A 13,468-nucleotide genomic window follows, 5' to 3' on the forward strand; every position below is an offset into this window, starting at 1 on the left:
AGCTCAAGGGTAACGTCCATGCGCGTTCTGTCATTGATGATGGGCCTCACGACGCTGGCCGCCAGTACGGTGTTCTGCGCCAGCGCGATGGCGAATGAAGAAAGTCAGTTGGTACAACAGATCAACCAATACCGCAGCCAGGTGCAGCGCTGCGGTGACCAGGGTTCCCAGGAACTGCCACCGTTGGCCAGCGACACGCGGCTGGTGCTCCCGGCCAACAACGTCGGCGATTTGCAGCAGGCCCTGGCCCGCGCCGCTTACCCGATGGTGAATGTGCAGGCCATCAGCCTGTCCGGCCCCAAGGATGCCCAGGCCGCCATGAAGGCCGTGCGCGAAAGCTTCTGCCGGGTGGTGCTGGACCCGCAATTCGTCGACATCGGCGTGAGCAACAGCGGCCAGGACTGGCGCATCGTGCTGGCCCGCCCGCTGCTATCGAGCGGCCTGGGCGACTGGCAAACCGAAGGCAGGAAACTGCTGGACCTGATCAACACCGCCCGCGTCCAACCCCGCCAATGCGGCGCCCAGGCATTCAGCGCCACCACGCCGCTGTCGTGGAACGACACCCTGGCCAGCGCCGCCAACAGCCATACCCGAAACATGGCCAACGGCAACTTCTTCGACCACCTGGACCACGACGGCCGCACCCCTGGCGACCGCGCCGAACTGGCCGGGTACATCGCGAAGAACATCGGCGAAAATATCGCCGCCGGCCTGGATACCCCACGCAAAGTCGTCGATGGCTGGCTCGCCAGCCCCGGTCACTGCGCCAACCTGATGAACCCGCAATTTCGCGAACTGGGCGCCGCGTATGCGATGGACCCCAAGAGCGATGCGGGCATCTACTGGACCGGTCTGTTCGGCACGCAGTAACGGGCTGGGCCAACACCCGGCGGGCGGCCCGGCCTGCTCAAACGCATAGAGCAGCCAGCCGCCCGCTCGCGGATATTCGCGCTGAACTGACAGCGTCGGCACGGGTCTGCAGCTTTGCGCCGGGCATTCAAGCGCGCTGTGGATTCTGGTTAAAGGTGTTCTCCCAATGATGAATTGGCTGCAAAGCAGCAGCGAAATGGCTGAACGCGTGCGTCAGCATGATTGGGCCGGTACGCCCCTGGGGCCGCTGGAGCAGTGGCCGGATGTGCTCAAAACCACCGTGGCACTGTGTTTCGCTTCGAGCTTTCCCCAGGCGATTGTCTGGGGGCCGCAGTTGATCACGCTGTACAACGACGCCTTTACGCCAATCCTCGGTAACAAACCCTACGCACTCGGGCGCCCCTTCAGCGAAGTGTGGAGCGAGGCATGGGCTGAGATCAGCCCCATTTGCGACGCTGCCTTCCAAGGCCACGCCACGTATATCGAGAATTTCCCCCTGGTGATCGAACGCGGCCAGGCGCAGGAGCAGGCGTACTTCACCTTCTGCTACAGCCCGATCCGCGACCCACAGGGCGCCGTGGTGGGCATGCTTGATACGGTGACCGAAACCACCGCCACCGTATTCCTCACCCGGCGCCTGGCGGTGCTCGATGCCATCGGTCACGCCGTGGTCAATGCCGCCGATGCCGAAGCCATCATGGCCAGCACCACCCGTCTGCTGGCCGAACACCTGCGCGTGAGCAACTGCGCCTACGCCGACATGGACGCCGACGAGGACGGCTTCACCATCCGCGACAATTGGGCTGCCCCAGGCTCGCCGAACATCATCGGGCGCTACAGCCTGGCAGCGTTCGGGAACGCGCCGTGACCAGCCTGAAGGCCGGCGAACCGCTGGTGATCCAGGACAACCTGCGCGAATTGCCTGCCGCGGAATCTGCCAGCTTCCGGGCCCTGGGCGTCAGCGCCACCCTCTGCATGCCGCTGATCAAAAACGGCCGCCTGACCGCCTTGATGGCTGTACACAACCACTCACCTCGGACCTGGTCACCTTACGACCTGGCCTTGCTGCGCGAGGTCACCGAGCGTTCCTGGGCGCATATCGAGCGGGTGCGCGCTGACGCCGACGTGCGCCAAGGCCTGGCCGCCTTTGCCGAACTGAACAGGACCCTGGAACAGCGCGTGCAAGAGCGCACCGTTGCGTTGGCCCAGGCCGAAGCCGCGTTGCGCCAGTCGCAGAAACTTGAAGCCATCGGTCAATTGACCGGTGGCGTGGCCCATGACTTCAACAACCTGCTGACAATCATTCGCTCATCGGTGGACTTTTTGCGCCAGCCGGGCCTGCCCGAAGATCGGCGCCAACGCTACATGAGTGCGGTGTCCGACACGGTGGAGCGGGCCAGTAAATTGACCAGCCAACTGCTCGCCTTTGCCCGCCGCCAACCGCTCAACCCGGAAGTCTTCGACGTGGGCCAGCAGGTGCGCAATATCGGCGAGATGCTCGAAAGCGTCACCGGGGCGCGCATTCACGTACAGGTCGAGCTGCCCTCGCATGCCTGCTTCGCACGGGTCGATTCCAGCCAATTTGAAACCGCGCTGATCAACATGGCCCTCAATGCCCGCGATGCCATGGGCGGCCAGGGCACGCTGACGTTGCGGGTCGTCGGCGGGCAGCCGCTGCCGAGCATCCGTGGCGATGCGGGGGCCGGCCAGCCGTATATCGCCGTCTCGCTGGCCGATACCGGCCAAGGCATTGCGCCGCAAACCATCGAGCGCATATTCGAGCCGTTCTTTACCACCAAGGCCGTGGGCAAAGGTACCGGGCTGGGCCTGTCCCAGGTGTTCGGCTTTGCCAAGCAGTCCGGCGGCAATATCGACGTGGCCAGCACTCTCGGCGAAGGCAGCGTGTTCACGTTGTACCTGCCGCAGGTAGAAGCGCTGGCATCGCGGCATGCCATCCCGCAGGAACCCCCGGCGCCCGCCCACAATACCGCCCAGTGCCGCGTGTTGATCGTGGAGGACAACCTCGAAGTCGGGCGGTTTGCCACCCAGATTCTGCAAGACCTGGGCTACCAGACCACCTGGGCCACCGATGGCGAGCAGGCGCTGACCCTCGCGGGCCAGGATGCCATGGCGTTCGATGTGGTCTTCTCGGATGTGGTAATGCCCGGCATCACCGGCGTGGCCATGGCCAAACTGCTGCGCCGGCGCCGTGCCGACCTGCCCGTGGTGCTCACCTCGGGCTACAGCGAAGAGCTGGCCGACAGCGGCTACGAAGGGTTCGAGTTTCTCGCCAAACCGTACTCCGCCGAGCAGGTCTCGCGGGTGTTGACCAAGGCCATCTGCAAGGACTGAACGGCGCCCTACTCCGCCAGTGCCACTTGGTTGCGGCCTTGGGCCTTGGCCCGGTACAGCGCCTTGTCCGCCGTATTCATCAAGCCGTGCAGGTCTTGATCCAACGCATTGGCGAAGGCCACTCCCAAACTGGCGCTGAGCCCATGCACCGGGTCGCAGGCCAGGCCGGAGATGGCCTTGACCAGTTGTTCGGCAATCTCCCGCGCGGTTTCCAAGGTGGTGTTGGGCAACAGCACGGCAAACTCTTCGCCCCCCAGGCGGCCGTACACATCGGCCTTGCGGAACGATGCGCTGATCACCCCGCCAATCTGGCGCAGCACCCGGTCACCGGCCTGGTGCCCGTAGGTATCGTTGATCTGCTTGAAATGGTCCATGTCCATCATCAACGCACACAAGGGTTGCTGGTGATGGCGGCACTGTGCGTACAACAGGTGCGCATGTTCGAAAAACGCGCGGCGATTCATCAAGCCGGTCAGCTCGTCGGTTTGGGCCGCACGCGTGGAAATATTGTGGGCACGCTCCATTTGCCGGGTCAGGCGAAAGGCTTTTTCCAGGGCATCGGAGAGTTTGCGTGTAGCGCTGACCACAAACGTGCTGAACACCAACACCGCGATCGCTACCCCCACCTGCATTGAGGACGGCTGGAACAGCAGCCACACCGTACAGGGCAGCAGCACCAGCGCAATCGACAACAGCGTCATGTTGCGATAGGCCGAATAGCACGAGACCGCGCTCACCGACATGCCCACGGTGAACAGCATCACCAGCACTTGGGACAAACGGTCATCGGCGGGCATCACCGCAAACGCGCCGGCGCCCCAGATACTGGCCGAGAGCGTCAGGGTGATCCAGTAGCGGCGCTCCCAGCGGTCCGGCGTGCGTTCGCTGTTGGGGCAGCGAAACCAGTCCATGAACATCTTGATCCGCAGCATCGACGAGGCCGTCAGCAGCACCAACCAGCCCAGCATGACGGTGTGGTCGAAGCGATCCCAGCACAGCCAGCAGAGCATCGCTGCCGCCAGATAACTGCCGAAAATGGCCGCAAATGACTGCCGAAACAGTTGGTGCAGACGGTCGGTGCGCACCTGCTCTTCTATAAAGCAATCCTGGTCCTGCTCACGCCCAAGGCCATTCATGAAATTCGCCTGATTCGACTGCCGCGACAAAGGTGCCATTGTGGCACCCTGCCAGCACCGCGGACAACCGAATCCCTCACAGCAGAGCCTTCAACGCGCTTCAGGCCGCAGAATCAATACCCCCAGCGGCGGCAAGTTCAGCGACAACGACACCGGCTGACCATGGCGCGGCTCGTCCTGGGTGAACACTTCGCCACCGTTGCCGAAATTGGAGCCGGCGTAGGTGTCCGCATCACTGTTGATCACCTCGCTCCAGCGCCCGGCAAACGGCACACCCACGGCGTAGGCTTCGCGCGGCACCGGGGTGAAGTTGGCCACCACCAGTACCGGCTTGCCGTCCTTGCTCCAGCGCAGCCAGGCATAGACGCTGTTGATCGCGTCATCGCCGATCAGCCACTGGAAGCCCTGGGGCGCATCGTCCTGTTCGTGCAACGCAGGCTCCTCGCGGTACAGGCGGTTCAAGTCCCCCACCAGTTTTTGCACGCCCTGGTGTTCCTGGTACTGCAACAGGTACCAATCCAGCTGCTGGTCGTGGTTCCACTCGCGCCACTGGCCGAACTCGCAGCCCATGAACAGCAGCTTCTTGCCGGGGTGCATCCACATGAACGCCAGGTAGGCACGCAGGTTGGCAAACTTCTGCCAGCGGTCGCCCGGCATCTTGTCGATCAGCGAGTGCTTGCCGTGCACCACTTCATCGTGGGAGATCGGCAGGATAAAGCGCTCGGACCAGGCATAGACCAGGCCGAAGCTCAGCTCGTTATGGTGATGGGAGCGGTACACCGGGTCTTGCTGGATGTAATGCAGGGAGTCGTGCATCCAGCCCATGTTCCATTTGTAATTGAACCCCAGGCCGCCCTGTTGGGTGGGCTGGCTCACGCCGGGCCAGGCCGTGGACTCCTCGGCGATCACCAGCGCACCGGGGGCCTCCAGCGCCACGACGTCGTTCAAGTGCCGCAGAAAATCGATGGCTTCCAGATTCTCGCGCCCGCCATGACGGTTGGGCACCCATTCGCCGGCCTTGCGCGAATAGTCGCGATACAGCATCGAGGCCACCGCATCAACGCGCAGGCCGTCGACGTGGAAGTGCTTGAGCCAGTGCAACGCCGAAGCCAGCATAAAGCCGTGCACCTCGGTGCGGCCCAGGTTGTAGATCAGCGTGTCCCAGTCCTGGTGAAAGCCTTCCAGCGGGTTGGCGTATTCGTACAGCGCGGTGCCGTCGAACTGCGCCAGGCCGTGGGTATCGGTAGGGAAATGCGCCGGCACCCAGTCGAGGATCACGCCGATATCGGCCTGGTGCAGCGCGTTGACGAAATACGCGAAATCTTCCGGCGAGCCAAAACGCGCGCTCGGGGCAAACTGCGACAACGCTTGATAGCCCCACGAGCCGCCAAACGGGTGCTCCATGATCGGCATCAGTTCGATATGGGTGAAGCCCAGTTGCTGCACATAGGGAACAAGCCGTTCGGCCAGCTCGCGCCAGCCATATTGCCGGGCCACTTCACCGGCCTCATCCAGCTCGCACTGCCAGGAACCGACGTGCAATTCATAGATCGACAGCGGCGCCGTGGACTTCTGTTTTTCGCCGCGTGACTGCATCCATTCGTGGTCTTGCCAGTCCACCCGCAAAGGCGGCGCGACTTTCGACGCGGTGTCCGGCGGCAGCTGGGTGGCCAGCGCCATGGGGTCGGCCTTGAGCGGCAGGATGCCGTTGGCGCCGAGGATCTCGTATTTGTAAGCCGCACCCGGTTGCAGGCGCGGGATAAAGATTTCCCACACGCCGGAGGGATGGCGCAGGCGCATCGGGTGGCGGCGACCGTCCCAGATATTGAAGTCGCCCACCACCGACACGCGCCGCGCATTCGGTGCCCACACGGCAAAACGCACCCCGTCCACACCATCGACGTTAGCCACCTGGGCGCCCAGGCAACTGCTGAGGTCGCGATGGTTGCCTTCGGCAAACAGGTACAGGTCCATCTCGCCCAGCAGCAACTGACTGAAACTGTACGGGTCTTCGGTGATCTGCTCGCCACCGGCCCACTGGATCTTCAGCAGGTACGCCTGGCGATGGTTGAAGTGCCCGACAAACAAACCCGGCACCTGGGTGGCATCCAGGCTGCCGATCGGCTCACCACTGTCGCGCGCCAGTACGTGAACGCTCAGGGCCTCCGGCAGGAACGCGCGGATAAATTGCCCGCCCTGCTCATCATCGTGTGGCCCGAGAATAGAGAACGGGTCATGGTGCTCGGCGCGCACCAGCGCATCGACGTCCCTGGACGCCGGCATTGCCGTCAGCTTGGGCTGCAGCGGTTCTTTATATGTAAAACTCATGACGTCTCCCCACCGCGTGCATGCTTGGATTTAGGTAACAACTCGCTCAACAGGTTATGCAGGCCCTGTAACGGCACCGGCAACCAGGTCGGGCGATTTTCCGCCTCGTAGGCCACTTCGTACGCGGCCTTCTCCAGGCCAAACAACGTCAGCGCGGCGTCCTGGCCTTTGGCATCCTGCCAGTCATGCGCCAGTGTAGACGTAGCCGCCTGATAAGCCTGGATAAATGCCAGGCGTGCTTCTTTCAGGTAGCGATCAGTCACGCGCTTGCGTGCCTGGTCGGCCTGTTCGGAGTGATCCGCGCCCTGCTCATTGAGGGCCATGGCCGCCGCGTAATCGAACGAGCGCAGTACACCGCTCACGTCTTTGTACGGGCTGTGCTTGCCGCGACGCTCATGCAGCGGCCTGGCCGGCTCGCCTTCGAAGTCGATCAGGTAAGCATCACCCTTCACCACCAACACCTGGCCCAGATGCAAATCACCGTGAACGCGAATACGCAGCCCGCCCAAAGTGGCCTTGGCCAACGCCTGGACGTGCTCGCGGATGGCTTTTTTGTGCGCCAACAAATCAGTGACCAACGCCTGATCCGCCGGGTTCAATTGGTTTTGCTGCAGCTTGAGCAGATGCAGGGCGCGGTCGATCTGGGCACCGACATCCTTGCTCCAGGCTTGGGTGTCCTTGGCGGTCGTGACCTCAGGCTGGAAGTCCTTGTTGGCGGTTTTCGCCCCGAGCACCAGGTGCATCTCGCCCAGGCGCCGGCCGAGCAGGCCGGCAAAGTCCGCCAGTTCGCCCAGCGCGTTGTAGTGCTGTTCCTGCTCGGAAATGGCCTCGGCCAGTTCGTCGCGAATCGCGCGTTCGAGGTTGTTCTGGGTCCAGCTCCAGGCGTCGCCCTGGTTGCTCAGGTAGCCCTGGGCGATCATCAGCAGGTTGTCTTCGCCATTGCCATCGCGACGGATCACGGCGCCCATCAGCGGCGAGATATTCGGGTAATCGGCGGCGGTCAGGTAGGCGCTCATCTCCAGCTCCGGGTGTACGCCGGCACTGACCTTGCGGATCAACTTGAGTACCAGGCACTCCCCACCACCACCGAGCTGTTGGACTGCTCGGCCGACAAATAGCGCACCGGCGTTTCGTCGCTCAGTGGCAGCGCGGCCAAGTGGGGCGTGGCCTCAAAGCGCAGGTCGCCGTCGCTGGAATTCAACACCGTGCCGGCTTGCAGGCCCTGGATCACCGCGCGCACAAAGTGCTCCAGGCTGAAGGCGTCGGTCACCAGCCCTACCTGGCGCGTACGCCGCACGCGGGCCAGGGCCAGTTGTTGGGGCAAGGCGCTGGTGAACTGGTCTTCAGCCAGGAAACCGAACGGCAACTGGTAACGACTGACCTGCCCGGCGGCGCTCACCTCCAGCTCGCTGAGCAACACCGGATGCTGCGGGTCGCCAAACCGTACGCCGTAGACAATGCGGACGCTGTCGATGGCCACGTCCTTGCCGGCAAACCAACGCCGCTTGGGCAGCCAGGCCGGCAACGACGTTTGCTCAAGGGTGGTGCGGCCAGGTTCTTCAAGCAGTTCTTCCATGCGTTTTTTCAATACCAGAGTGGTGAAATCGGGAATGCTTTGCGCCGGCTCCACATGCCAGCTGGGCATACGGTTTTCCGCCGCCAGTACAAACCAGTAGAAGCCGTACGGCGCCAGGGTCAGCAGGAAATTCAGTTGGCCGATCGGTGGGAAGGCGTTACCGCCGAGCATCTCCACCGGCACCATGCCGGCGAACGCCGACAGGTCCAACTCAGCCGCCTGGGCACTGCGGGACACGTTGGCCACGCACAGGATGATCTCGGTGTGCCCATCCTCGCCGGTGTACTCACGGGTATACGCCAGGATGCGGCGGTTGGTCGGCGAGAGCATTTTCAAGCTGCCACGGCCGAATGCCTTGGATTGCTTGCGCACCGCCAGCATGCGTCGGTTCCAGTTGAGCAGCGAATGTGGGTCTTGGGTCTGGGTCTCGACGTTGACCGACAGGTAGCCGTAGAGCGGGTCCATGATCGGCGGCAGCACCAGGCTGGCCGGGTCGGCGCGGGAGAACCCGCCGTTGCGGTCGATGGACCACTGCATGGGCGTGCGCACGCCATCACGGTCGCCCAGGTAGATATTGTCGCCCATGCCGATTTCATCGCCGTAATACAGGGTCGGCGTGCCCGGCATCGACAGCAGCAGGCTGTTGAGCAACTCCACGCGGCGGCGGTCGCGCTCCAGCAAGGGCGCCAGGCGCCGGCGAATCCCCAGGTTGATCCGCGCGCGGCGGTCGGCGGCGTAGTAATTCCACAGGTAATCGCGCTCTTTGTCGGTGACCATTTCCAGGGTCAGTTCATCGTGGTTGCGCAGGAAAATCGCCCATTGACAGTTAGCGGGGATCTCCGGCGTTTGCCGCAGGATATCGGTGATCGGGAAGCGATCTTCCTGGGCCAGCGCCATGTACATGCGCGGCATCAGCGGGAAGTGGAAGGCCATGTGGCATTCGTCGCCGTCGTCGCCCTTGCGATCACCGAAATACAGCTGCGTGTCTTCGGGCCACTGGTTGGCTTCGGCGAGCAGCATGCGGTCCGGGTAATTGGCGTCGATCTCGGCACGGATCTGCTTGAGCACGTCGTGGGTTTCGGCCAGGTTTTCGTTGTTGGTGCCGTCGCGCTCGATCAGGTACGGAATGGCGTCCAGGCGCAGGCCGTCAATGCCCATGTCCAACCAGTAGCGCATCACCGACAGCACGGCCTTCATGACTTGCGGGTTATCGAAATTGAGGTCGGGCTGGTGGGAATAGAAACGGTGCCAGAAGTACTGGCCGGCGACCGGGTCCCAGGTCCAGTTGGACTTTTCGGTATCGAGGAAGATGATGCGGGTGCCGTCGTATTTCTGGTCGTCATCGGACCACACGTAGAAGTCCCGCGCGGCCGAGCCGGGCTTGGCCTTGCGCGCGCGCTGGAACCAGGGGTGCTGGTCGGACGTGTGGTTGATCACCAGCTCGGTGATCACCCGCAGCCCGCGTTTGTGGGCTTCGGCAATAAAGCGCTTGGCATCGGCGAGGGTCCCGTAGTCGCTGTGCACGCCGCGATATTCGGCAATGTCGTAGCCGTCATCGCGACGGGGCGAGGGGTAGAACGGCAGCAGCCAGATGGTGTTCACGCCCAGGTCGGCGATGTAGTCGAGCTTGGCGATCAGGCCGGGAAAGTCGCCGATGCCGTCGTTGTTGGAGTCGAAATAGGATTTGACGTGAACCTGGTAGATCACCGCGTCCTTGTACCAGAGCGGGTCTTTGATAAAGGTGGCAGCCTTGGGTTTCTTCGCCATTGGAAACTCCTGAAATTCAGCAGGCAGAATGCAGTCAATGTGGGAAGGGGCTTGCTCCCGCCCACATGTGATGTGCGCAAGACTCAGGAAGCAGTGATGCGCCAAACCCCAAACGGCATTTGCGGCTCCAGCCGCGTCCACTGGGTCTTGCCATACCACGTCCAGCGATGGCCGTTCATCAGGTCCTCGCCCTGGGTGTGGGCATCGTCCGGCAGGCCCATCTCCCACAGCGGCAATTCAAAATGCGCCTCCTGGGCATTGAACGGGTCCAGGTTGACCGCCACCAGGATGAAGTTGCTGCCGTCCTCGCTGCGCTTGCCGAAGTACAGGATGTTGTCGTTCCACGCGTTGTACAGCTTGAGCCCCAGGTGCGTGTGCAATGCCGGGTTCTGCCGGCGGATGCGGTTGAGCTGGGCGATTTCGGCAATGATGTTGCCCGGCGCGGTGAAGTCCCGTGGGCGGATCTCGTATTTCTCCGAGTCCAGGTATTCCTCTTTGCCCGGTACCGGCGCGGCTTCGCACAATTCGAACCCTGAATACATGCCCCACAGGCCCGAGCCCAGGGTGGCCAGCGCGGCGCGGATCAAAAAGCCCGCGCGCCCGGACTCGTGCAGGAAGCCGGGGTTGATATCCGGTGTATTGACGAAGAAGTTCGGGCGGTAGCACTCACGCCACGGCGACTGGTTCAACTGGGTGAAATACTCGCTCAACTCAGCCTTGGTGTTGCGCCAGGTGAAATAGGTGTAGCTCTGGGAATAACCGACCTTGCCCAGACGCGCCATCATCGCCGGGGTAGTGAAGGCCTCGGCGAGGAAGATCACCTCCGGGTGCTTGGCGCGCACGTCGCTGATCAACCATTGCCAGAACGGCAGCGGCTTGGTGTGAGGGTTGTCGACGCGAAAGGTCGTCACGCCCTCTTCCACCCAGCCCACTACGATGTCGCGCAGTTCTGTCCATAAGCCCGGAATGGCATCGGCCGCGTAGAAATCGACGTTGACGATGTCCTGATACTTCTTGGGTGGGTTTTCCGCGTATTTGATCGTGCCGTCCGGACGCCAGTTGAACCAGCCCGGGTGCTGCTTGAGCCATGGATGGTCCTGGGAGCACTGGATGGCGAAGTCCAGGGCGATTTCCAGGCCATGCTCGGCGGCGGCTTTGACCAGTCGACGGAAGTCATCGCGGCTGCCCAGTTGCGGGTGGATGGCCTCGTGGCCGCCCTCCTCGCTGCCAATCGCGTAAGGGCTGCCGGGATCGTCGGGGCCTGCGGTCAGCGCGTTGTTCTTGCCCTTGCGATGGCTGCGGCCGATGGGGTGGATCGGCGGGAAGTACAGCACGTCAAAGCCCATGTCGTGGATCATCGGCAGGCGCGCATGCACATCGTTGAAGGTGCCGTGGCGCGCGGGATCGTCGGTGATCGAGCGCGGAAACAGCTCGTACCAGCTGGCGAATTGCGCGCGTTCGCGCTCCACATCCACCGGGTACAGGGTGCTGACACTCAAGTAAGCGCGGTGGTCGGCCTGGGTCATCAGGTGTGCACTGTCTTCGTGCAGGAACAGCGCGACCTGCTCGGTTTCCAGCAGGCCGGAGAGTTCATGGTGCAGCAACATCAGGCGGTCGCGCAGTTCATTGTCACTGCGCTCGGCGGCCTGCAATACCAGGCTGCGGCCTTCCTGCAACTCCAGGCTGACCGGCACGCCGGCCTCATGCTTTTTGCGCAGTTCATAGCAAAAGCTGGCGAAGGTATCGATCCAGGCTTCGATGCAATACTCGTGCGGCCCAACGGCGGTGACGGTAAACGCACCCTCCCAGCCATTGTTACCCACGTCAGTCATCACCACGCTGTGCCAGCTCTCGTCCTTGAGCGCACGCCAGCGGACCAGTACGGCGAGCTTGTCGTGGCCGTCGGCGAACACCTTGCTGGTGACGTTGACCCGTTGGCCAACCACGGCCTTGACGGCAAATTCGCCGCCGTCGATCACCGGCATGGTGCTTTCGATTGCGATCCTGGGCAGCAACAGCGCCTGGGACAGCGGTAACAAGGCGTCGTCTGGAACCTGTGTTTCAGCAGTCATCGAGCATCTTCCCCTTACGCCCTATGGACGCTCTTTGCTTGATCCGAATTGTTCAACCGGCCGCGTTTTCCCTGAACGGGCCGCTATAGGTCCGAGCGCGAGCGCCAGTCAAAAGTTCAGGTGAATGTGCCGCCACTGAGCGGGAATCAAACCTGCCCCGTGGTTGTCCACCGCTAGAGCAAAGCACAAAGGAGGCCACACCGATGAATATCCCGATCCCGGCTGAGACGCCTGACCCGAATATCGATAACCCGACACTGCCGCCCACCGAACCCGAGCCGATCCCCGAGAAAGAACCTCCGGAAAACCCGCCGCCACCGGTGCAAGAGCCGCCGACGACCATGCCGCCAGTGATCGTCAGTCCTTGTCCAGCCGCTTGACGATCATCGGCATCACGCTGAACACCGCAAGCGCCAACAAGGTGCTGAGCACCGCCGTCGATTCACGGCCCAACCCCGCCGCCACACCAATGGCGGCGGTCATCCATAAGCCGGCGGCAGTGGTCAGCCCCTTTACGTGTTGACCTTCTTCATCTTCCTTGCCTTTAAGAATGGTGCCGGCGCCCAGAAAGCCGATCCCGGCAATCACCCCCTGTACGACTCGGCTCATGGCATCCGCCTGGTTGCCCGACATCTGCGGCACCATCACAAACAATGCGGCGCCCATTGCCACCAGCATATGGGTGCGCACGCCGGCGGCCTTGCCCTTGTGCTCGCGTTCAAAGCCAAGAATGCCACCCAGCAAGGCGGCGATCAGCAAGCGTACGGTGATTTGCGTGAGCTGCCGGGCGTCGCCAAGGTCGGCAAATTCGGCCTGCAGCGTCAGCCACACTTCATGCCACCAAGCGTCCATCAGCATCGTCCTTTGTCATTGTTGGTAAAGCATGGACAACCGCGACCGCCAGTCAGTTGCCTGGAACACCCGGCCTGGGCCGGGGCCTAAGCATCACCACCCCATGAAAAGGAGATCACCATGCCCGTACGTATCGAAAATCAAACGTGCTATTTCACGGTCAACGACGACGGCCAGGAACAGCGCCTGCCGGCGACCGCGGTGACGGTGAATACGGACATCGCCAAGGCCATGTCCTATGTCGACGTGAACGGTGACAAGGTTTACATCACTGAGCAGCAAGCCGATGCCCTGACAGTGGCCGGTGCCACCGATGGGCGCCGGCATAAGAAAGCCACCGAGCCTGGTTCGGCGATTTAGCTGACCTGTATCAGCCTATGTTCACTATTGCTGTACCGCAGGCGGCCTGGGGTGCAGCAAGTTGTCACAGAGGGTGCCCACCGGCGCATCTGATCCGCTTTTAATCGCCATACCTGAGTCTGTTCTGCAAACAGACCGGCGCTCATAGTTGATTG

7 protein-coding genes and 2 pseudogenes are annotated in these 13,468 nt (G+C 62.6%); 4 read left to right on the forward strand and 5 right to left on the reverse strand.

Annotated elements, in window-relative coordinates:
• The first annotated feature begins 18 nt into the window (after positions 1–18).
• Both AB4O25_RS05820 and AB4O25_RS05825 read left to right on the forward strand, forming a co-directional pair.
• Positions 19–870, forward strand: a complete 852-nt coding sequence (locus tag AB4O25_RS05820; protein WP_017528466.1) for a CAP domain-containing protein — start codon at positions 19–21, stop codon at positions 868–870.
• Positions 871–1,036: 166 nt separating this feature from the next.
• A pseudogene (locus AB4O25_RS05825) lies at positions 1,037–3,222 on the forward strand (GAF domain-containing protein).
• An 8-nt stretch (positions 3,223–3,230) separates the two neighbouring features.
• Here AB4O25_RS05825 and AB4O25_RS05830 read toward each other — a convergent pair.
• The 4 genes and pseudogenes from AB4O25_RS05830 to AB4O25_RS05845 form a co-directional block, all read right to left on the reverse strand.
• Positions 3,231–4,397 (reverse strand): GGDEF domain-containing protein, encoded by a 1,167-nt coding sequence (locus AB4O25_RS05830; protein ID WP_460150642.1) that lies wholly within the window; start codon positions 4,395–4,397, stop codon positions 3,231–3,233.
• Between the two features lie 51 nt (positions 4,398–4,448).
• Positions 4,449–6,686: a 1,4-alpha-glucan branching protein GlgB gene (glgB, locus tag AB4O25_RS05835; protein WP_460150643.1), complete on the reverse strand. Its 2,238-nt coding sequence runs from the start codon at positions 6,684–6,686 to the stop codon at positions 4,449–4,451.
• A pseudogene (treS, locus tag AB4O25_RS05840) lies at positions 6,683–10,029 on the reverse strand (maltose alpha-D-glucosyltransferase). Before treS ends, glgB begins: the two are co-directional and overlap by 4 nt.
• Before the next feature lie 83 nt (positions 10,030–10,112).
• Entirely contained in the window at positions 10,113–12,101 is a 1,989-nt protein-coding gene (locus AB4O25_RS05845; RefSeq protein WP_460150644.1) for an alpha-1,4-glucan--maltose-1-phosphate maltosyltransferase, read from the reverse strand.
• Between the two features lie 203 nt (positions 12,102–12,304).
• Between AB4O25_RS05845 and AB4O25_RS05850 the strand changes: the two genes are divergently transcribed.
• Positions 12,305–12,481, forward strand: coding sequence for a hypothetical protein (locus tag AB4O25_RS05850; protein WP_177412870.1), 177 nt, complete (start codon positions 12,305–12,307; stop codon positions 12,479–12,481).
• Here AB4O25_RS05850 and AB4O25_RS05855 read toward each other — a convergent pair.
• Positions 12,459–12,953 (reverse strand): MgtC/SapB family protein, encoded by a 495-nt coding sequence (locus AB4O25_RS05855; protein ID WP_017528472.1) that lies wholly within the window; start codon positions 12,951–12,953, stop codon positions 12,459–12,461. The genes AB4O25_RS05850 and AB4O25_RS05855 overlap by 23 nt on opposite strands.
• 120 nt (positions 12,954–13,073) lie before the next feature.
• On the opposite strand from AB4O25_RS05855, the gene AB4O25_RS05860 reads away from it, so the two are divergent.
• A complete protein-coding gene (locus tag AB4O25_RS05860) occupies positions 13,074–13,313 on the forward strand; it encodes a DUF3203 family protein (RefSeq protein WP_017528473.1) in 240 nt (79 codons plus the stop codon).
• Positions 13,314–13,468 lie beyond the last annotated feature (155 nt).

The sequence above is a fragment of the Pseudomonas sp. S3_A03 genome (genome assembly GCF_054668275.1).

Excerpts from the sequence above, each read along its gene's own strand:
- AB4O25_RS05820 (WP_017528466.1), top strand. The coding sequence starts at position 19 with ATGCGCGTTCTGTCATTGATGATGGGCCTCACGACGCTGGCCGCCAGT.
- AB4O25_RS05830 (WP_460150642.1), bottom strand. The coding sequence starts at position 4,397 with ATGGCACCTTTGTCGCGGCAGTCGAATCAGGCGAATTTCATGAATGGC.
- glgB (WP_460150643.1), bottom strand. The coding sequence starts at position 6,686 with ATGAGTTTTACATATAAAGAACCGCTGCAGCCCAAGCTGACGGCAATG.
- AB4O25_RS05845 (WP_460150644.1), bottom strand. The coding sequence starts at position 12,101 with ATGACTGCTGAAACACAGGTTCCAGACGACGCCTTGTTACCGCTGTCC.
- AB4O25_RS05850 (WP_177412870.1), top strand. The coding sequence starts at position 12,305 with ATGAATATCCCGATCCCGGCTGAGACGCCTGACCCGAATATCGATAAC.
- AB4O25_RS05855 (WP_017528472.1), bottom strand. The coding sequence starts at position 12,953 with ATGGACGCTTGGTGGCATGAAGTGTGGCTGACGCTGCAGGCCGAATTT.
- AB4O25_RS05860 (WP_017528473.1), top strand. The coding sequence starts at position 13,074 with ATGCCCGTACGTATCGAAAATCAAACGTGCTATTTCACGGTCAACGAC.